Source organism: Bacillus sp. URHA0034 (genome assembly GCF_056280405.1).
Map to the genome: position 1 here is coordinate 4,938,848 of NZ_JBWCDK010000002.1, position 18,628 is coordinate 4,957,475.

The 18,628-nt window shown below is 38.5% G+C and carries 22 protein-coding genes and 1 pseudogene; 19 read left to right on the plus strand and 4 right to left on the minus strand.

Going from position 1 to position 18,628, the window contains the following annotated elements:
* Nucleotides 1-5: 5 nt before the first annotated feature.
* Complete coding sequence (locus tag ACZ9EE_RS25890) at nucleotides 6-1,127, plus strand: cysteine protease StiP family protein (RefSeq protein ID WP_476031481.1); 1,122 nt, start codon at nucleotides 6-8, stop codon at nucleotides 1,125-1,127.
* Nucleotides 1,124-1,942, plus strand: coding sequence for an HAD family hydrolase (locus ACZ9EE_RS25895; RefSeq protein WP_476031482.1), 819 nt, complete (start codon nucleotides 1,124-1,126; stop codon nucleotides 1,940-1,942). The genes ACZ9EE_RS25890 and ACZ9EE_RS25895 overlap by 4 nt, the downstream gene beginning before the upstream one ends.
* Here the strand turns inward: ACZ9EE_RS25895 and ACZ9EE_RS25900 are convergent.
* Complete coding sequence (locus ACZ9EE_RS25900) at nucleotides 1,932-2,177, minus strand: hypothetical protein (protein ID WP_476031483.1); 246 nt, start codon at nucleotides 2,175-2,177, stop codon at nucleotides 1,932-1,934. The two genes, ACZ9EE_RS25895 and ACZ9EE_RS25900, sit on opposite strands and share 11 nt — an antisense overlap.
* A gap of 213 nt (nucleotides 2,178-2,390) precedes the next feature.
* Here ACZ9EE_RS25900 and ACZ9EE_RS25905 point away from each other — a divergent pair, with 213 nt between their 5' ends.
* The 8 genes from ACZ9EE_RS25905 to tatC all read left to right on the plus strand — a co-directional run bounded on the left by ACZ9EE_RS25905 (nucleotide 2,391) and on the right by tatC (nucleotide 9,250).
* Complete coding sequence (locus ACZ9EE_RS25905; RefSeq protein ID WP_476031484.1) at nucleotides 2,391-4,028, plus strand: YceG family protein; 1,638 nt, start codon at nucleotides 2,391-2,393, stop codon at nucleotides 4,026-4,028.
* Nucleotides 4,029-4,031: 3 nt separating this feature from the next.
* Entirely contained in the window at nucleotides 4,032-5,135 is a 1,104-nt protein-coding gene (locus tag ACZ9EE_RS25910) for a toxic anion resistance protein (protein ID WP_476031485.1), read from the plus strand.
* Nucleotides 5,136-5,168: 33 nt separating this feature from the next.
* Entirely contained in the window at nucleotides 5,169-5,783 is a 615-nt protein-coding gene (locus tag ACZ9EE_RS25915) for a TerD family protein (protein WP_476031486.1), read from the plus strand.
* A 90-nt stretch (nucleotides 5,784-5,873) separates the two neighbouring features.
* Nucleotides 5,874-6,452 (plus strand): TerD family protein, encoded by a 579-nt coding sequence (locus ACZ9EE_RS25920; protein WP_476031487.1) that lies wholly within the window; start codon nucleotides 5,874-5,876, stop codon nucleotides 6,450-6,452.
* Nucleotides 6,453-6,542: 90 nt separating this feature from the next.
* Nucleotides 6,543-7,337: a thymidylate synthase gene (locus ACZ9EE_RS25925; protein WP_476031488.1), complete on the plus strand. Its 795-nt coding sequence runs from the start codon at nucleotides 6,543-6,545 to the stop codon at nucleotides 7,335-7,337.
* The gene (locus ACZ9EE_RS25930) at nucleotides 7,334-7,828 is read left to right on the plus strand and encodes a dihydrofolate reductase (RefSeq protein WP_476031489.1); all 495 of its coding nucleotides are present in this window, start codon (nucleotides 7,334-7,336) and stop codon (nucleotides 7,826-7,828) included. Before ACZ9EE_RS25925 ends, ACZ9EE_RS25930 begins: the two co-directional genes overlap by 4 nt.
* A gap of 321 nt (nucleotides 7,829-8,149) precedes the next feature.
* A complete protein-coding gene (tatA, locus tag ACZ9EE_RS25935) occupies nucleotides 8,150-8,344 on the plus strand; it encodes a twin-arginine translocase TatA/TatE family subunit (protein ID WP_476031490.1) in 195 nt (64 codons plus the stop codon).
* A 153-nt stretch (nucleotides 8,345-8,497) separates the two neighbouring features.
* Entirely contained in the window at nucleotides 8,498-9,250 is a 753-nt protein-coding gene (tatC, locus tag ACZ9EE_RS25940; RefSeq protein ID WP_476031491.1) for a twin-arginine translocase subunit TatC, read from the plus strand.
* Between the two features lie 188 nt (nucleotides 9,251-9,438).
* Here tatC and ACZ9EE_RS25945 read toward each other — a convergent pair whose 3' ends face one another.
* Complete coding sequence (locus ACZ9EE_RS25945; RefSeq protein ID WP_476031492.1) at nucleotides 9,439-10,329, minus strand: MBL fold metallo-hydrolase; 891 nt, start codon at nucleotides 10,327-10,329, stop codon at nucleotides 9,439-9,441.
* Between the two features lie 242 nt (nucleotides 10,330-10,571).
* Here ACZ9EE_RS25945 and ACZ9EE_RS25950 point away from each other — a divergent pair, with 242 nt between their 5' ends.
* The 3 genes from ACZ9EE_RS25950 to ACZ9EE_RS25960 all read left to right on the plus strand — a co-directional run bounded on the left by ACZ9EE_RS25950 (nucleotide 10,572) and on the right by ACZ9EE_RS25960 (nucleotide 12,771).
* The gene (locus ACZ9EE_RS25950) at nucleotides 10,572-11,147 is read left to right on the plus strand and encodes an SCO family protein (protein ID WP_476031493.1); all 576 of its coding nucleotides are present in this window, start codon (nucleotides 10,572-10,574) and stop codon (nucleotides 11,145-11,147) included.
* Nucleotides 11,148-11,367: 220 nt separating this feature from the next.
* Entirely contained in the window at nucleotides 11,368-12,192 is an 825-nt protein-coding gene (locus ACZ9EE_RS25955) for an SGNH/GDSL hydrolase family protein (RefSeq protein WP_476031494.1), read from the plus strand.
* Nucleotides 12,193-12,771, plus strand: a complete 579-nt coding sequence (locus ACZ9EE_RS25960) for a YpmS family protein (protein ID WP_476031495.1) — start codon at nucleotides 12,193-12,195, stop codon at nucleotides 12,769-12,771.
* A gap of 25 nt (nucleotides 12,772-12,796) precedes the next feature.
* Here ACZ9EE_RS25960 and ACZ9EE_RS25965 read toward each other — a convergent pair whose 3' ends face one another.
* Entirely contained in the window at nucleotides 12,797-13,549 is a 753-nt protein-coding gene (locus ACZ9EE_RS25965) for a DUF4397 domain-containing protein (protein WP_476031496.1), read from the minus strand.
* Between the two features lie 226 nt (nucleotides 13,550-13,775).
* Between ACZ9EE_RS25965 and msrA the strand changes: the two genes are divergently transcribed.
* Both msrA and msrB read left to right on the plus strand, forming a co-directional pair.
* Nucleotides 13,776-14,267 carry a peptide-methionine (S)-S-oxide reductase MsrA gene (msrA, locus tag ACZ9EE_RS25970; protein ID WP_476033098.1) on the plus strand — a complete coding sequence of 164 codons (492 nt, stop codon included), beginning with the start codon at nucleotides 13,776-13,778 and terminating at the stop codon, nucleotides 14,265-14,267.
* A complete protein-coding gene (msrB, locus tag ACZ9EE_RS25975; protein WP_476031497.1) occupies nucleotides 14,257-14,688 on the plus strand; it encodes a peptide-methionine (R)-S-oxide reductase MsrB in 432 nt (143 codons plus the stop codon). The genes msrA and msrB overlap by 11 nt, the downstream gene beginning before the upstream one ends.
* 40 nt (nucleotides 14,689-14,728) lie before the next feature.
* Here msrB and ACZ9EE_RS25980 read toward each other — a convergent pair whose 3' ends face one another.
* On the minus strand, nucleotides 14,729-15,325 hold the full coding sequence (locus ACZ9EE_RS25980; RefSeq protein WP_476031498.1) for a DUF502 domain-containing protein: 597 nt from the start codon (nucleotides 15,323-15,325) through the stop codon (nucleotides 14,729-14,731).
* Between the two features lie 197 nt (nucleotides 15,326-15,522).
* On the opposite strand from ACZ9EE_RS25980, the pseudogene ACZ9EE_RS25985 reads away from it, so the two are divergent.
* The 4 genes and pseudogenes from ACZ9EE_RS25985 to ACZ9EE_RS26000 form a co-directional block, all read left to right on the plus strand.
* A pseudogene (locus tag ACZ9EE_RS25985) lies at nucleotides 15,523-15,597 on the plus strand (YjcZ family sporulation protein); the annotation flags it as partial.
* A gap of 309 nt (nucleotides 15,598-15,906) precedes the next feature.
* On the plus strand, nucleotides 15,907-17,262 hold the full coding sequence (locus ACZ9EE_RS25990; RefSeq protein WP_476033099.1) for an aspartate aminotransferase family protein: 1,356 nt from the start codon (nucleotides 15,907-15,909) through the stop codon (nucleotides 17,260-17,262).
* Nucleotides 17,263-17,955 (plus strand): CoA transferase subunit A, encoded by a 693-nt coding sequence (locus tag ACZ9EE_RS25995; protein WP_476031499.1) that lies wholly within the window; start codon nucleotides 17,263-17,265, stop codon nucleotides 17,953-17,955. It begins immediately after the preceding gene.
* On the plus strand, nucleotides 17,940-18,605 hold the full coding sequence (locus ACZ9EE_RS26000; RefSeq protein WP_476031500.1) for a 3-oxoacid CoA-transferase subunit B: 666 nt from the start codon (nucleotides 17,940-17,942) through the stop codon (nucleotides 18,603-18,605). The genes ACZ9EE_RS25995 and ACZ9EE_RS26000 overlap by 16 nt, the downstream gene beginning before the upstream one ends.
* Nucleotides 18,606-18,628 lie beyond the last annotated feature (23 nt).

The window sequence follows — 18,628 nt, forward strand, 5'->3', positions numbered from 1 at the left end:
ATAGGATGCAAAAAATACACAGCAAACCTGCAAAAATCGGGACCTATCAAGTGGATGATGTTCTTTTTTTATTAAAAGATTTAAGTGACATAGCTTTAGAGGATACGGCGTTAAATCGGGAAACAAAGATCCAATCAGGAGGTCATTATAGCGAATCACTGCCAATAGAATACCAGCCTCCTGAAGAGTATATAAAGGTCTTCTGGGACACCTTACAACAATATAAACAAAAAGTTGCCTTGTGCGTTGGGATTGTCTCAGAGCAAATCTATCATTTAAAAGGGTCAAATACTATTCTAGTTTCACTTGCCCGCGCTGGTACCCCGGTTGGGATCTTAATTAAACGTTATATAAAGTTAAAATACGGGATCAGCTTACCGCACTATAGCATTTCAATCATCCGTGATAAGGGAATTGATGAAAATGCCCTTCATTACATTCACCAAGAGCACCCAAATGGAAAAATTCAATTCGTAGACGGCTGGACGGGGAAAGGGGCTATCTCGTTAGAATTAACCAAGGCTTGCCAGGAAATTGAAGAAAAATCTGGCTTGAAGCTGGATGATACACTTGCTGTTATTGCCGATCCTGGCTGCTGCACTACACTTTTTGGTACAAGAGAGGACTTCCTAATTCCAAGTGCTTGCTTAAATTCTACCGTATCCGGGCTAGTCAGCAGGACGGTATTAAATGATGCATTCATTGGTAAGGATGATTTTCACGGGGCTAAATTTTATCAAAATCTGCTTGGAGAAGATGTTTCTAACCAGTTTATCGAACTGATATCCGAGGAATTTCCTGCCATTGTCCAGGAAGCGACTGATTCAGCTGTAGAGCTTTTATCTAGGGAAATAGAAACAGGTTTTTTGGGAATGGAAGATGTGAAAAAAATACAGGTGGAATTCTCAATCGAAAATCTCCACTATATTAAGCCCGGAGTTGGAGAAACAACAAGGGTTCTACTTCGCAGATTACCATGGAAGATATTAATGCGTGATCCTTCTAGTCCGTTTGTTAAGCATATTCTAATGCTTGCAAAAGAAAAAGGTGTGGAAGTTCAGGCCTATCCAAATATGAAGTATTTGTGCTGTGGTCTAATCAAAAAGGTCGAAGGGATGCAAAGATGATTTTTGCCTCTGACCTTGACCGAACATTAATCTATTCAAAACGGGCACTTGATGACTTTGGGGTACCTGAAGGCTTGGCGCTAACACCAGTTGAACAAAAGGATGGCGGTTTGGTTGCTTTTATGACAGAAACCTCCTATATCCAATTAAAGGAGCTGGCAAATCAAAGTTTATTTGTACCCGTCACAACAAGGACAACGGAGCAATTTAAACGATTTGTAATTTTTGAACAAGATATTAGCATTAAATATGCGATAACTTCAAATGGTGCCAATATTCTTTTTCACGGGTCGCTGATGGAGGAGTGGTCAAACCAAATTCTTGACCGTGTCAAACTAGAGACTGTTTCACAAACTGAGCTGCTTTCGACTTTGCACAGGGAAGGTGTCTGTTTAGATGGGAGAAGGAAACAGGCAGAGGGATGGTTTTTCTATTTTTTATTAAACAGCCTTCCGTCAAATATAGAAAGAAAATCGATTGAGGATTTGGCCGCCAAATTTGGTTGGAGGATCTCGCTGCAAGGAAAAAAACTTTACTTTATCCCTCAAGCCATTAGTAAAGGAAACGCGCTGGATTACATTTGTAAACTTGAAGGGGAAAATTCGGTTGCGGGAGCAGGCGATTCCCTCCTTGATTGGGATTTTTTAAAGAACTGTCAGTACCGATTGATCCCAAAACATGGAGAACTTGCCAGAAAACTTGCGCATGTTACATATGGGAGTACCTCGATTCTTACAACAAATTGCGGCGTTAGAGCTGGAGAAGAGATTATTCAACATTTCCGTCAATTAATACACAAAAATCCTATTTTTTAATCGAAATTTTACTAATAACAAAATAGTAAAGGCAGCCAAAAAAACTGTAGCTTGCAAGAAAAAACAAAATGGCCAGGGTTAATGAAGGGATAACAGGAGATAAGAACATTGTAAAGATAAAGCTGAAGACAAATAAATCTAAATAGATAAATAGGTCTGAAACCATTACCTCCATTAAAGTCTCTAATTCATCAGATACCTGGTCCAATCTGGGTCGTTTATAGAAAAATCTCATTTGGGTCACCTACTTAGTATGAGTACTCCATTAATATGTAAGGACACGTGAAAACGTGAAAGATGAGGATTAGAGCTGAGAATGAAACAAATTTAGTTCTCTTTCGTATAAACAAATGAACCAATGAAATAACTGTGATATGATGAAATGGAAACCTTACATAATTTTCTAAACGATAACACCAGCTTCGCTTTTAGAGGGAAGGGATTATGAATGTATCCAACATTAAATCAGTTAAACGTCCAAGCTGTATCCCTTTCATTTGAAAATTGGCAGGGCATGCTGAAAAAAACACTGCCAGAACGGCCGCATTATTCAATGGAAAATGGAACGATACAGATTGGACAAGTAATTGGAAAGTTTTTGGGCTTACCAATAGACACGGATGAATATTATAACCAGCTATATGATTATGTCCATGATCAAACATGGAACCTTGAACTGTTAAGTGAGGACTCATTGGATAAAACCATAGATAATACTTACTTTCAAGCTATTCAAAGGGTCATTAATCTTAATAATGAACAAAAGCTATCTATTAATCGTTTCACTGCGTTTCTTGATGGTGAGCAGCTTTTGTTAAAATCAAACGTGCCGGTTATTCACCGAAAACTAAGAGAAGCAATGATTGTCACCCTCGAATTATTTGCAAACCATGAAACAAATGGGTTAAAGAATCATGAACTCAGGAGGGTTCTCGTCGACCTTGTGAAATGGTCGTTGAATCATTTACAACCTTTGTTAGAGCGGGCTGACCCGCAAAGGGCAATGCCCAAATTCTTGTGGTATGGGGATTATAAAAAGAGTCATCAATATTTTTTATATTATTTAATTAAACTTGGCTGTGACCTCGTTATCTTCCATCCGCAAGGCCGCGATATATTATCAGGTCTCGTCACGGAAGAAATTTACACCTATCATTATCCCAATCAGCAGCCAGCAGAGCCATTTCCAAAAGAAATGCGCAGCAGGAAAACAACCGTGGCTTACCGTGCGTCTAAAGAGATTGAGTCAATCCTCAATCAAGAGGGATCAGGTCTTTATAAGCCATGGCAATTACGGGATTATAGACCTTCTTCCATCACGTTAAAAACGACCTATGACGAGTTGTTTATCCTTGCGAAAGAAATAGCAATGATTCGACCGGACTTTGATGTGAGGAACGGGGAAGTGAAGATCCCCTCAATATTTGCTAAAGTCCAAGGGGTAAATAAAAACCGCAAAGAATATTGGGATCGACTTCAAGCCATTAGTCAATTAGAACATAGCATGCTGATTAAAAAGCTGCCTTTTACGGTTCCAAGTGCTAGTGATTTCCGTTACCACTATCGAAACGCTCTTGGTAAAGATGGTTTGCTGAGTGCTGACAAGGTGATGCAATCACATTATTGGCCTTATTCGTTCTTAGCTTCAGGGCTGCAAAAAGGGATCGCCTATGCGATTAGAAGAATTTGTGAAACACCCGGTTTAAAACGGCTGACATCGGAATCTAGCGAAGAAGTAAAAGTATATCTGTTTACACAGGCGATGTTTATGCCCAAGAATATCATTCAGTTAATGGAGAGATTTGATTATTCTCAAGCTGTCCCTAAATTAATTATATACAATAACGAAACGACAGGAATGCTATCAAGGTCGGATGCGGCGCTTCTGTTGCTTCTAAATCAATTTGGGATTGATCTCATTTTGTACAATCCGCCAGGCCATAATGATATCGAAAACTATGTCGATGAGCGATTGTTTGATAACCACTGGTTAGATGAAGTGGTGTTTGACTTGGAGTTTAAGGAACCATCGCTTTTTAAAAAGGGGCTTTTTCAGGGGATCTTAAAAAATTTAAGGGGAGATTAAACAGTGAATTTATCACCAAATCCATCAAACGGTTTAACACCTGCAGCGGCTGATGATGTTCTTACAGAAACAAAAGTATCAGATATAAAACTGGCTTTACGCAAAGAACCAGAAATTCAAAACTTGGCTCGTACTATTGATGAACGTGACCAAATTCAAATATTAGAATTTGGAAAAGAGCCTGCGGTGCAAATATCGCGTTTTTCGGATCAAATATTAAGCAATATGCGGACAACAAAAGTAGAGGATTCAGGGGAACTATTGAAACACCTGGGCCGGATAATGGATAAATTTGATGCTAAGGATTTTCAAAAGACTTCTGGGGGCCTGTTCGGCAAGCTGTTTAAAAAAGGCGAAAAAATGGTTGAAAAACTGTTCGGCAAGTATCAGACAATGGGTTCAGAAATAGACAAAGTATATGTGGAAATCTCTAAGTATCAGCATGAAATGGTCGATTCAACCAATATGCTAGAACAAATGTATGAACAAAATTATCAATACTATTTAACCCTGGAAAAATATATTGTTGCCGGTGAATTAAAGGTTGAGGAGCTGAAGAACAACAGCCTTCCACAGCTTGAGGCCCGTGTCGCTCAAGGTGATCAGCTTGCTTCTATGCAGTTAGATTCGTTGAAAAATGCGATCGAACTGCTGGAACAGCGGATTTATGATCTTGAAATGGCCAAGATGGTTTCGCTTCAAACAGCACCACAGATTCGGTTATTGCAAAGAGGGAATACCAAGCTTATTGGAAAAATTAACTCCGCCTTTGTGACGACGATTCCAATTTTTAAAAATGGTTTAATACAAGCTGTGGCCGCAAAAAGGCAAAAGCTTGTAGCCGATTCAATGAGCGAGCTTGACAGGAGGACCAATGAGATGCTGTTAAGAAACGCACAGAATATCTCTCAGCAAAGTACCGATATCGCCAGACTTGCTGGTGGTCCGAGCATAAAAATCGAGACGATTGAAGAATCCTGGAACATTATCATCAAAGGGATGCAGGAAACAAGAGCGATTGAAGAGGAAAATAAACGCCTCCGTTTAGAAGGGACAAAACGTTTAGAGCAGCTGCAAGAGAACTTCAAAAAAATAAAACAATCCTAAATTCTATACAAATATGTTAATGGAGTGATTGAAATGGCAATTAATTTACAAAAAGGTCAACGAGTTGATTTAACAAAAGGAAATCCGGGCTTAACTAAAATTCTTGTAGGTTTAGGCTGGGATCCTGTTCAAAGCGGTGGCGGCGGCAAGTTGTTCGGTGGCTTATTCGGAGGCGGCGGTGCTGCTGCTAATGTAGACTGCGATGCGTCTGTCATTATGCTTGGGGCAAATGACAAATTACAAAACAATAAAGATGTGATTTATTTCGGAAACTTAAGAAGTAATGATGGCAGTGTCCAGCACTCGGGGGATAACTTAACAGGAGATGGAGACGGAGATGACGAACAAATTGTGATTGACCTAAGCCGTGTCCCATCAAACATTCAAAAACTTGTCTTTGTTGTTAATATTTATGATTGTATAAAAAGAAAACAGCACTTTGGAATGATTCAAAATGCGTTTATCCGAGTTGTGAATCCTACAACAAACCAAGAGCTGCTTCACTACAATTTAACTGATAACTATAGCGGGCTTACCTGCCTTGTCACAGGTGAAATTTATCGCCACGGCAATGAGTGGAAATTTGCTGCGATCGGCAGTGGAACAAATGCAGCGAGCCTAAGTGAGGTTGTTCGTTCTTACAGTTAACATCTTTAGTAGAATCACTTGAATGTAATAAACAATGTTCATAAAAATTCATTCCTTTTAATTTGAAAAGCTTGGCTTGAGGTGATTTATTTGGGTATTAACCTATCAAAAGGACAAAGAATAGACCTGACAAAAACAAATCCTGGCTTAACAAAAGTTATTGTCGGCCTTGGCTGGGATACAAACCGATATCATGGCGGTAACGACTTTGATTTGGATGCCTCTGCATTTCTAACCGATGCGAACAGCAGAGTCCTTGAGGAAAGTGATTTTATTTTTTACAATCAATTGATTCACCCTTCAGGAGCGGTGGAACATACAGGTGATAACCGGACTGGTGAAGGGGAAGGCGATGATGAGCTAATCAAAATTGATTTCAGTAAAGTTCCTTCTTATATCCAGCGTATTGCGATAACGGTCACAATCCATGAGGCTGAAGCAAGAAATCAGAACTTTGGTCAAGTTGCTAATGCCTTTGTCCGCCTGCTGGATGAGGACACTGGCAGTGAGGTTCTGAGATTTGACCTTGGCGAGGACTTTTCAGTTGAAACAGCCGTTGTTTTTTGCGAACTGTATCGTCATAATGGTGATTGGAAATTCAATGCAGTTGGTAGTGGGTTCGCAGGCGGCTTAGCAGCCCTTTGCCGAAATTTTGGTTTGGAAGTTTAGTTATGTTCATCTGAAAGCTGCCATCATGATTGGCAGCTTTTTTTTATCATGTTACAATGAAGAAATATGAATGACAGGGAGTGTCTTTAGTTGAAACAATATCTGCAATTATGCGAGCATGTCCTTAAAAATGGCCATTTAAAAGGCGACCGTACCGGAACAGGGACAATCAGTACTTTTGGCTATCAAATGAGATTTAACTTAGAGGAAGGTTTCCCGCTCTTAACAACAAAAAAACTTCATCTTAAATCGATTATTTATGAATTGCTATGGTTTTTAAAAGGAGATACGAACGTGCGCTACCTGCAGGAGAACGGGGTGCGGATTTGGAATGAGTGGGCTGATGAAAATGGAGAGTTAGGACCAGTCTATGGGCATCAATGGCGCTCTTGGACAGGTGCTGATGGGAAAACCGTTGATCAAATCAGTGAATTAATCGAGCAGATTAAAACCAATCCGAATTCACGAAGATTGCTTGTCAATGCCTGGAATGTAGCTGAAATTAATAATATGGCTCTGCCGCCTTGTCATTGTATGTTCCAATTTTACGTGGCAGATGGAAAGCTTTCATGTCAGTTATACCAGCGTTCAGCTGATGTATTTCTTGGGGTGCCGTTTAATATTGCTTCTTATGCGCTATTAACACTAATGATTGCACAGGTGTGTGACTTAAAGCCAGGAGAATTTATCCATACATTTGGAGATGTCCATATCTATCAAAACCATCTGGAACAGGTGAAACAGCAAATGGAAAGAGAGCCGCGTTCATTGCCTATTCTTAAGATTAATCCAACCGTAAAGGACATCTATTCTTTTGAATTTGAAGACTTTAGTTTAGAAGGGTACGACCCGCATCCCCACATTAAAGGAGCTGTCAGTGTATGATCTCCTTTATTGTCGCGCTGGATCAAAATAGGGCTATTGGTAAAGATAATCAACTGCCATGGCATTTACCGGAAGATTTAAAGTTTTTTAAGAGAACAACAATGGGACATCCGATTGCTATGGGGAGAAAGACACATGAATCGATTGGCCGCGTCCTGCCAGGCCGAGAAAATATCGTCATTACCAGGCAGCACAATTATCAATGTGAAGGCTGTACCGTTTTTTCCTCCATCGATGAGTTTGTTACCTATAGTCAAAAGCAAAACAATGAAATTTTTGTCATTGGCGGAGCCGAAATTTTTCGGGAGACGTTAATATTTGCAAATAGACTATACATTACCTATATTAACGAAACTTTTGCAGGAGACACCTTTTTTCCTCCCTTCAATCAACAGGATTGGGTCCTAACATCTGTTGAAAAAGGGATTAAAAATGAAAAGAATCCTTACGATTATGAATTTAGAATATACGACAGAAAAATTCGGCAATAATAAAAAGCATCATGGTGATGCTTTTTTGTGTAAATAAATATTGATAGTAAGCGGTCTCTAATCTTCGGTATAATAATAAATAGTCATAATATTCTTAATTTATAATCAACTGTTTGAAGATTGACTTAACCGTTTGTAATTGTTAAATTGTCTATAGTGATTAACAATTAATTGTGAAAATGGTAAATGTCACTTTAATCGAATTTTTATCAGATTTTGTGAAATTACTATGAATTATTGAGGATAATTACCTCAAAAGGGTATTTCAATACTATAATCATAGTAGAAATATACAACATCATTTGAAGGGGATGTAAATCCATGTTTTCTAATATCGGAGTACCCGGATTAATTTTAATTTTAACACTAGCATTAATTATTTTTGGACCAAAGAAACTTCCTGAAATCGGTAAAGCGTTTGGACAAACATTAAAGGAATTTAAAAAATCTACTCGTGAACTAACTGAGGATGTAATGGAAGATATAAGTGAAGAAAAGAAAAATTTGACTAAATAAGGTGTAAGATTTCTATCTTGCACCTTTTTCTTCTCGAAGTTTAATCCTATATGGATGCGCGAAAACGTGTTAATCTTTTGAGTAAAGTCACTGTTTACTCGGAAGATTTAAATACTTGCACTTTTTAACCTTTGAAATTGGCAGGGGAAGTACATGGAAGATAAAGAATTAAACTTAGTTGATCATTTAGAAGAACTACGCAAACGGATTATCATTACAGCTCTGGCTTTTATCGTCTTTTTTATTGTTGGCTTTATCTATGTTGACGATATTTATAGATGGTTTGTGGGAAGTGCGAAACTTCTCGTTCTTGGACCGAGTGATATTATGTGGATTTATTTCATGCTTGCAGGTGTTGTCGCGGTTGCCGGTACGATTCCAGTTTTAGCCTTGCAAATTTGGTTATTTGTTAGGCCTGCACTTAGACCAAATGAACGAAAAATAACCGTTACCTATGTTCCGGCACTGTTTATATTATTTGTCTTAGGGCTTTCATTTGGGTATTTTGTTATTTTTCCAATGGTGCTCAACTTTTTGGTGAACATTGGACAAGATATGTTTGTTACAAACTTCACTGCTGAGAGGTATTTTAGCTTTATTTTGAATATGACTCTTCCATTTGGAGTTTTGTTTGAATTACCAGTTGTAGTTATGTTTTTAACCTCTCTAGGTATTATTAATCCGTTTGTGTTAGCGAAAATCCGTAAGTATGCTTATTTTGTTTTAATTATCATTGCCGTTGTTATTACACCTCCAGATTTTATGTCTGATTTTGTTGTGACTATACCATTGTTACTTCTTTATGAAGTGAGCATTAATTTATCAAAATTCGTTTATCGAAAAAAATTAAAACAACAGCAAATTGAAGACCATGAGGAAGAAAAAGAAGAAGTTGTAAAAGTATAATGGTTGGAAAAAGATATCGAGGGCTAATTTGCCCATATCTGCTAACTACAAAAAGACCGGGCTGTTTGCCCGGTCTTTTTGCTGTTCCCAATGTATTAAGAATATAAACAACAATATCTAGGTGAAAGAAGGCTACGAAGTGTTGTCTATACATATGAATGGGAAGTTGTGCGGGACGGATCGATCTTTCATTTTATCTTGACTAATTGACAATCCATTCCGATAACTTCATAGCCTAACCTGTTTAAATGCTTCCGAATCCCACTTCTTTCCCAAGTTTTGAGTATCGTATTTTCCAAACTTTTCCTTGGGTAAAATATGCCGACATTGCTGAGTTCATCAAAGTTCATTCCCTTCTGAACATAACGGGTAACTAGTTCATCCCGCTGCTCAATCTTCCCCAAAAATTGTTCCATTGCCTGACAAAATTTCTGTTTGGAGAATATCCCTTTCTGATGTCCAGTTATGTAGGTATCAGCATCAAGTGTCAAAAGTCGTTTGCCAGACGCAATAAAATCATCAATATCTCCATCAGTCCCGTTGTACCAAGGGCCAAACGAGGTCATATCATAATCACCTGTAAAAACAATACCTAATTCCGGAAAGTATGGACATGAAAGTCCACTAGTATGACCGGGTGTGTGTAAAAATTGCACTTTTATTTTACCGAACTGATATTCAACTTCATAATCGTATGTGCCAGAAATTTCCCCAAGATTTTTCACCCATTCACGTGGAAGAGTGGCCTTCCATTTTTCAACACCCTCTTGGCCCCACTCCTGAAAAACGCCATTAACACTAGCAACCCCTTCAATCGTAAGCGATGTTTCGAACTCAATTGGGTTTATTAATTTTGTTATGTTTCGGAATAGATGATTATGAAGTGTATGATCTGGATGATAATGGGTATTAATAATTAATTGAACGCCATGCTCGCGGTTCAGACTTTGGAGAATCCTGGTCTCTGCCCCCGTATCAATCAGGACTTTTTCAGAACAGTTTAAATATAGACTTCTGGAATAAGGAACTTTACTGAAATTAGCGCCTTCTAGGATTAGGATTGGCCCAAACTGATTCATTTTCTTCCCCCACATTCAATAAACGATAATTTCAATTGATTGCTATATGAATGAATACTCATTCATAATAACATAATTTTTTGATGACTAAAAGTGCGAAGTTTCTCCTATTTTCTTCCCCCTATATTATTGATTCGAAGAAGCGCAAACAGAGAAATAGAAATTGCTGTTTACTTTCAACAACTCTATAACTCTGTTAAACTATTCTTAAAATAGAAAAGAAAAAGGTTGCAGGTGATTGAATGAAGACACGATTTTTGTTCTTATTTGTCCTGGTTTTTACGTTAATATTATCGGCATGCGGAAAGGAAATTGAAAATGCCGTTAATTGGCCAATTAAGGACTTCACGGCTACAACTCAGCAAAACAAACAAGTAGGTCTAAAGGATCTAAAAGGGAAGGTATGGGTTTCAGCATTTATTTTTACTAGTTGTGCGGATGTATGCCCTCCAATGACTGCTAATATGGTAAAGCTTCAAAAGAAATTAAATGAAGAAAATCTGAAGGATGTTGAATTAGTTTCCTTTAGTGTTGATCCTACAGTGGATACTCCAGAAGTTTTAACGCGCTATGCGAAACAATTTGGCGTTGACTTTAATAATTGGACATTCCTAACTGGGTATTCACAAAACTTTATTGAAAAATTTGCATCTGACAGCTTCAAGACTATCGTCAAGAAACCAGCAGATGGAAATCAAGTGATACACCAAACGTTTCTCTACTTGGTTGATAAAGAAGGTAATATAAAGAAAACATACGATGGATATAAAAATGTTCCTTATGAGGAAATCATTAACGATATTAAAACATTACAATAGACCTTTAAAAGGTCTCTTCTTTTATCTGAAGGGATATAGTACATATTTGTTTGGAATATTTATAGTAGTGTTATAATAAAGGAACAATAGAGTGTCCTGCCCGCTATAACCTCTGGTGACAAGGCGGGCTATATGACCACTTAATTCTTTCTAGTTACTTTAATATGTTTGTTAACAGAATGATTCGGGAATAAGTTACTTAGGAGGCAGGTGAATTAAGGTGAAAAAGGTTTTCCCCCTTCTAATTCTTGCAATGATGTTCTTATGCTCTTGCAGCCAATCTGCTTCATCGGTCCTTCATCAGGAAAAGAAAGTCGCTTCACAAGTTTTTGAACCGATTCCTGCTGATTTTATTCCGCAAAAGGTGACAGTTTTATCTGCTGGTGATTCTCTCACTCAAGGTATCGGGGATAGTACAGAACAAGGCGGTTACTTGCCATATCTTAAATCGATGCTCGAAAAAGATAAAGGAATTCAGGAAGTTGATTTTTACAATTATGGAGTCAAAGGAAACCGGACAACACAGCTGCTAAAAAGGCTCAAATCTCTAGAAATGAAGCCCATCTTGCGTCAGTCCAATTTGGTAATCCTCACCATTGGCGGTAATGATATCATGAAGATTGTCAAAGACAATATCTCAGACCTGCAGGTATCAGATTTTCTAAAGGAGAAAGAATCTTATCGCAGCCATTTAACGCAGATTTTCGACGAGGTTTTCAAAGAAAACCCAAATGCATCCATCGTATTAGTTGGCGTGTATAACCCATTTTCAAAGTGGTTTTCGGATTTAAAAGAAATGGATCAAATTGTAGCTGAATGGAATCAAATCGGTGAAAGTGTAGTCAACCAATATACTCATTCCTATTTTGTGTCAATCGAAGACCTTTTCTTAAATGCAGATGAAGATGTTCTGTATACAGATAATTTCCATCCCAATGACAAAGGATATAAACTAATGGCAGAGAGACTTAATGAAGCATTAGCAAATCAGGTTTTACCTGATTTGGAGAAAAAAGCTTACACGGTCAGCACTGAGGAGAATTAGATGAAAAATAAATGGAAACTGGGATTCCTTATTTTGTTAGGAATCAATCTATTAATTGCAATTATTCTTTTTTCGTTAGTTACGGCCCCAATTAAAGAGAAGGAACCCGTAAAAACAAACACTTCAAGTGAAGACTATGTATCTTTCCATGTTAGTTCAAACAAGTATGACTTAAATAGATTAATTAACCATTATTTGAAGGAAGAAGCTGCTGATTCTCCTATAGAATATAAGGTCCTGTTGGGTGATGAGGTGGAATTATATGGTACACTTCCTTTATTTAGTGAAAAGTTAAAATTGAAGTTGACTTTTGAACCATCGGCACAAAATAATGGCGATTTAATTTTAAAGCAAAAGTCGATGTCAGTCGGAAAATTGCATCTTCCTATTTCGAATGTTTTAAACTTTATAAGTGAGAACTATAAGCTGCCAAAAGGTGTTGAAATTAGACCGAATAACCATCTGGTTTATATTCATATGCAGCAATTAAAACAAAAAAGCGATCTAAAAATTAAAGTAAACAAATTTAATCTAAAGAAGGACGATATTGCTTTCACGATATTAGTCCCAGTAAAATAGGTGCCTGGTTGCAGGCACCTATTTTTTAATCCTTAATACTAATATATTGGAATTCGGGGGAATCCGTTGACAGCCCTAAGAAGACAAACGTATAGCTCTCATTAGGTTTAAAACTTACTTTGGGTAATGGAAGCAGGATATTTTTACTGCCCGCTTCCCTTGCTTCTAAATCGACCGTCATTGGGGTTAATCCTAAATATTCTGTAGCTTGTTTGTATGAAACCGCAGGGAAAATAATATCACGATCTTTAACAGCAATATCTAGTGCGGATGAGTCGGGAGATAAATGAATGAAACGAACCTTAGATTCATTTACAGGCACCTCCGGTTGGTTAAAGAACACCAGCAGGCGCATCTTTTTAACGGAGTCAATGATCGTTAAAGTATACGAGTTACCATCTTCAACCGTTATATTTTTATTTAGCACAGTTTCGACCATATTTCCGGCAGGATAAATATCAATATGGTATTTGCCGGCTTTTAACGTCAGGTTCTGACTGACTTGTTTAAAGGCCAAATCTTTAATGACACGGCTCCCATTCACATAGACATCAACGTTGGGGGAATCAGTGGATGTATGCAAGAAACGGACTTGTGCATTTCCTGGAGAAACTTGTGCAGGGGATCGCATCAAGTTCATCGCTTTATTCATATATTTATAATGTTTTAAATAAAAATGCATGTGCAAGTTGGGGTTGGTATATTTATAGACTTGGGCTAACAAATCATACATCGCTGCTTTTTGAAGAAAATCAGTTTGATTCCTGTTCTCGGACATAGTATTAACTCCTAACTTATGGATTACACTATAATTTATTCAAGCTGATATAGGTAGGTGTCTAATCCGTTCCTCATGGTAGTAGAAAGGATTAGACAACAAGGGGTGTTTCAATAAGTTTATTTTTAAAAAAACATTCTGTATACTGTTATATAAATAATGAAGGGGTGGGAACGTGGAAAATACTCATCAGTTAGCAACTTTCGCCGGTGGCTGTTTTTGGTGTATGGTCAAACCGTTTGATGAACAACCGGGTATTATAAGTGTTTTGTCTGGATATACAGGGGGTACAGTAGAAAATCCAACCTATCAACAGGTTTGTTCCGATACGACTGGACATTACGAAGCCGTTCAAATTACTTTTGATCCGGAAATTTTTCCATATGAAAAATTACTGGAATTATATTGGCAGCAAATTGATCCAACCGATCCTGGCGGTCAATTCCACGATCGCGGCCAATCCTACAAGACAGCTATTTTTTATCATAATGAAATCCAAAAAGAGCTTGCTGAAAAATCTAAACAAGCACTTGAAGAAAGCGGGCGTTTCTCAAAGCCAATTGTGACGCCAATTATACCTGCTAAAACTTTTTATCCTGCTGAAGAATATCATCAGCACTATTATAAGAAAAATCGTGCTCATTATGAGTCGTATCATGTCGGCTCCGGCCGTGCTGGGTATATTGAAAGACATTGGGGGGACAAACATGGAAAATAAAGATTTAAAAAAAGAATTAACTCCCATGCAATATGAAGTTACGCAAAAAAATGGGACAGAACCGCCTTTTCGAAATGAATATTGGAATGAAACAAGGGAAGGGATCTATGTAGACATCGTTTCTGGTAAGCCATTATTTAGTTCGCTTGATAAATTTGATGCCGGCTGCGGGTGGCCTAGCTTTACGAAACCCATTGAAGAAGAAGAAGTAATTGAAAAAGAAGATAATAGTCATTTTATGATTCGGACAGAGGTCCGAAGTAAATCAGCTGATTCTCATTTAGGGCATGTCTTTAATGATGGACCACAGCCAACGGGTTTACGCTATTGTATTAACTCAGCGGCACTAAGGTTCATCCCAAAAGAGAAGCTTGAGGAAGCCGGCTACGGGCAGTTTATCCACCTATTTAATCAAAAATAATAAGGGCGTCCACTTTGGACGCCCTTTTCTTGAATAGATATTACATTTCTTTTGCCTTCTGTTTAGAGGCAGATGTCATTCCTCCAGAGAGGACAAACTTCATCGCATCCTCTGCCTTCACATCAATAATCTCTACTTGTTCTTTAGGGATTAAAAAAGTAAATCCGGCAACCTGAAATGTTTGCGGAATATAGACGGCTACGTGATCCTTTAGAGGCGTATAAAAATCCTCCAACTCCTCTGATGTAATAAACCCAATACTTCTCATTTCTGTTCCTGGGATGACCACTAAAGCCACTTTCGAGAAAGATTTCTTATCACCAAGGAAGGATTGAACGGTATCTTTTATAACCGAATAAATGGTCTTAACAACAGGGATTTTCTCAAGCAGGTAATCAATTAATTTAATGATTTTTCCTGTTATATATTTGGTGGACATCCAGCCTAAAACAGTAATGAGGATGACAGTGGTTAAAAGACCAAAACCAGGAATGTAATCATCTTTGAAGAAGGGTCTTAAAGAGTTCCCAAGAATACTGTCTAAAAATAGAAAAGTTTTATAAATAACATAAATTACCAGGATAATTGGAACGATAGTTAAAATACCATTAATAAAATTCCTAAATATTGTTTTCATCCTATCACCTACATAAATATCATTGTCTCTCATAATATAGGCGAATGCACATACAGGTCAAGCATCTAGTTCATAAAGTACTTATGAAAAGAGAAATATATATTGAGGAGTGAATGTTTATGTATCATGGTTACGGTTATGGTTTTGACGGCGGCTGTGGTTATCCTGCATACCCAGTAGGAGGATGCGGAGGCTTCGGATTTGGCGGATTTGCGTTAATTGTTGTGTTATTTATTTTGTTAATCATCATTGGCGCAAGCTGGACTTATTGATAAAAATGAACTGGCTGACCCTAGATAGAGGGTCAGCTTTCTTTTTTTTATGCTTCATCCTTTTTCGTAAGGCTGTGTTAAAGAATAATGTTGATTTTTAGCATGTTGATTGGAGCGGAAGGCGGCGAAGACTCCCGCGGAAAGCGAAGCCGCCTGGAGCGGAAATCAACATACAAGATTAACACAGCCTTTCGTAAAAATGGAATATTTCTTTAGCAGACCTGATCAAATGAGATGATAGAATGAAAAAACACTTCATACAATGGAATATAACTACTACTTAATTTGATAAAGAAAGTGGTGTCCATGGTGGAAAAATCATTTCTAATCAAACCGATGTTAGATGAAATATACCCGGTCATTGATTATGGCAAAGGGGTTTATTTATTTGATATGGAAGGGAAAAAATATCTGGATGCTGCTTCAGGTGCTGTGACCGCGAACATAGGTCACGGGGTAATGGAAATCATGGATGCGATGATTGAACAGGCCCAAAAAGTCTCTTTCGTTTATCGGTCACAATTTACAAGTGAAGCTGCTGAAAAACTCGCCAAAAAAATCGCAGGAATGATACCGGGGGAGCTTAATTGGAGTTTTTTTGTGAACAGTGGTTCCGAAGCAACCGAGACCGCTATGAAAATGGCAATTCAATACTGGCAAGAACAAGGGATTCAAACAAAGACAAAGATTCTTTCTAGATGGGTTAGTTATCATGGTATTACAATGGGAGCGCTCTCGATGTCTGGTCACCCAGGAAGGAGGGCGCGGTTTGTTCCCCTCTTAGAAGATTTTCCTGCCATTAATCCACCATACTGCTATCGTTGTCCTTACAATCTGGAAGCCCCCTCCTGTAATTACTTATGTGCCCATGAATTAGAAACCGCAATTAAGCGAATAGGTTCTGAACAAATTGCAGCCTTCATAGCTGAACCAGTCATTGGGGCAGCGGGGGGTGCCATTGCTCCGCCAAAGGATTATTTCAAACATATAAAAAAAATCTGTGAAGATAATGACATCCTGTTTATCGCAGATGAGGTAATGACTGGGTTTGGGCGGACAGGAACGATGCTAGCCTGTGAGCAATGGGGAATTGTACCTGATATCGTTGCATTCGGAAAAGGTATGGGGGCAGGCTTTGCTCCCATTGCTGCGGCAGTAGCAAGTGATAAAGTCATGGAGCCGATTCTAGCTGGTTCAAAATCAGTTATGAGCGGTCATACCTTGAGTGCCAACCCACAGTCTTGTGCAGTGTCTTTGGCAGTACTGGAGTACTTAGAAAAAAACGAGATTCTGAAAGAAGTAGATACGAAGGGGATCTATTTGAAAAATCAACTTGAAAAGTTAAAGTCACAATTCTCTTTTATTGGAGACGTCCGAGGAAAAGGCTTGCTCCTGGGTATTGAACTGGTCGCAGACCGAAACACGAAAACTCCATTCCCGAGGATGTCCACTGTTACAGCAAAAATAATAGAACATGCTAAAGAGAAAGGACTACTAGTCTACCCCGCAGGTGCAGGAATAGATGGAGTAAATGGAGATGCCATTATTATTTCCCCTCCCTTAACCATAACTAAACGGGAGATGGAAGAATTGGTTTTACTATTAAAAGCCACTTTTACAGCTTTTTCGAACGAAATAGATACTGGAATGGGGGGGGGACATTAAATGGAAAATCCATTCGGAAAAATAACTACAGTAGAGAATGTTATGAATTGTTTTTATAATGGAATGACCTTAATGTTCGGCGGTTTTGGCGGGGTTGGTTCCCCCCCAACCATAATTGATGCGATATTGGAGAAAGGAATTCAAGACATTACCTTAATTGGCAATGATACAGGATTTCCCCATATTGGAATAGGTAAAATAGTCAGCCGTGGACGCGCTAGAAAAGTTATTGCCTCACATATTGGTTCAAATCCCGTCGCGGGTCAGCTGATGCATGATGGAAAGCTGGAGGTCGAGTTCTCGCCTCAAGGAATATTAGCAGAAAGAATCCGTGCGGGAGGGATGGGTCTGCCGGCTATTTTATCTGATATCGGCATGGACAATGAAATCGTCTCAAAAGACAAACCACGTTTTCAGCTGCATGGGAACGAATTTCTAGTGGAAACAGCTTTAACAGCAGAGGTTTCGATCGTCTATGCTAAAAAGGCAGACGCCTATGGCAATTTAATTTATGACAAAAGTGCCCGCAATACGAATCCGCTTGTGGCAATGGCTGGGGAAATTACCATTGCGGAGGTAGAGGAAATTGTACCATTGGGTAGTCTTGACCCGGATGAAATCATAACTCCTGGGGTATTTGTAGACTATATAATTTCTACTCAGGGGGTGAATTGGCAATGGGCATGGGAATAGATATCAGAAACCAAATGGCGAAACGGGCTGCAGAGGAAATTCTGAATGGAATGATGGTTAATCTCGGGATTGGAATCCCCTCTCTTGTTCCGAACCACCTGTCTAAAGAAATACGTGTAATGTTTCATGCAGAGAATGGGATTACTGGAATGGGACCCAGTCCCATCAAAGGAGAAGAAGATGAGAATTTGTGCAATGCCGGCGGCTTTCCGGTCACCTTAATAAAGGGTGGTTCCTATTGCGATAGTGCTGTTGCCTTTGGAATGATTCGCAGGGGCCGGGTGGATTTAACCATTTTAGGCTCACTTCAGGTAAGTCAATATGGTGACTTGGCAAATTGGATTGTTCCAGGAAAAAAAGTGCCAGGCATGGGGGGAGCAATGGAGCTCGCTCACAAAGCCAAAAAGGTGATTGTAGTGATGAATCATTGTGATAAACACGGACTGCCCAAAATTGTTAAAACCTGTACACTACCCTTAACATCCTCGCGCTGCGTCGATTTAATTATTACAGAACTAGCAGTCTTTCAGGTATCCAAACAAGGCTTACTTTTGACAGAATTATTTGCACCATATGATCTTGATCGTGTGGCCAGTAAAACAGGCTGTGAATTTAACGTTTGTGAAAGTATTCGCACCATACCATACTAATCGGGAAATCTGGCTTAAAGGGG

Excerpts from the sequence above, each read along its gene's own strand:
- ACZ9EE_RS25890 (WP_476031481.1), top strand. The coding sequence starts at position 6 with ATGCAAAAAATACACAGCAAACCTGCAAAAATCGGGACCTATCAAGTG.
- ACZ9EE_RS25895 (WP_476031482.1), top strand. The coding sequence starts at position 1,124 with ATGATTTTTGCCTCTGACCTTGACCGAACATTAATCTATTCAAAACGG.
- ACZ9EE_RS25900 (WP_476031483.1), bottom strand. The coding sequence starts at position 2,177 with ATGAGATTTTTCTATAAACGACCCAGATTGGACCAGGTATCTGATGAA.
- ACZ9EE_RS25905 (WP_476031484.1), top strand. The coding sequence starts at position 2,391 with ATGTATCCAACATTAAATCAGTTAAACGTCCAAGCTGTATCCCTTTCA.
- ACZ9EE_RS25915 (WP_476031486.1), top strand. The coding sequence starts at position 5,169 with ATGGCAATTAATTTACAAAAAGGTCAACGAGTTGATTTAACAAAAGGA.
- ACZ9EE_RS25930 (WP_476031489.1), top strand. The coding sequence starts at position 7,334 with ATGATCTCCTTTATTGTCGCGCTGGATCAAAATAGGGCTATTGGTAAA.
- tatA (WP_476031490.1), top strand. The coding sequence starts at position 8,150 with ATGTTTTCTAATATCGGAGTACCCGGATTAATTTTAATTTTAACACTA.
- tatC (WP_476031491.1), top strand. The coding sequence starts at position 8,498 with ATGGAAGATAAAGAATTAAACTTAGTTGATCATTTAGAAGAACTACGC.
- ACZ9EE_RS25945 (WP_476031492.1), bottom strand. The coding sequence starts at position 10,329 with ATGAATCAGTTTGGGCCAATCCTAATCCTAGAAGGCGCTAATTTCAGT.
- ACZ9EE_RS25950 (WP_476031493.1), top strand. The coding sequence starts at position 10,572 with ATGAAGACACGATTTTTGTTCTTATTTGTCCTGGTTTTTACGTTAATA.
- ACZ9EE_RS25960 (WP_476031495.1), top strand. The coding sequence starts at position 12,193 with ATGAAAAATAAATGGAAACTGGGATTCCTTATTTTGTTAGGAATCAAT.
- ACZ9EE_RS25965 (WP_476031496.1), bottom strand. The coding sequence starts at position 13,549 with ATGTCCGAGAACAGGAATCAAACTGATTTTCTTCAAAAAGCAGCGATG.
- msrA (WP_476033098.1), top strand. The coding sequence starts at position 13,776 with ATGGTCAAACCGTTTGATGAACAACCGGGTATTATAAGTGTTTTGTCT.
- msrB (WP_476031497.1), top strand. The coding sequence starts at position 14,257 with ATGGAAAATAAAGATTTAAAAAAAGAATTAACTCCCATGCAATATGAA.
- ACZ9EE_RS25980 (WP_476031498.1), bottom strand. The coding sequence starts at position 15,325 with ATGAAAACAATATTTAGGAATTTTATTAATGGTATTTTAACTATCGTT.
- ACZ9EE_RS25995 (WP_476031499.1), top strand. The coding sequence starts at position 17,263 with ATGGAAAATCCATTCGGAAAAATAACTACAGTAGAGAATGTTATGAAT.
- ACZ9EE_RS26000 (WP_476031500.1), top strand. The coding sequence starts at position 17,940 with ATGGGCATGGGAATAGATATCAGAAACCAAATGGCGAAACGGGCTGCA.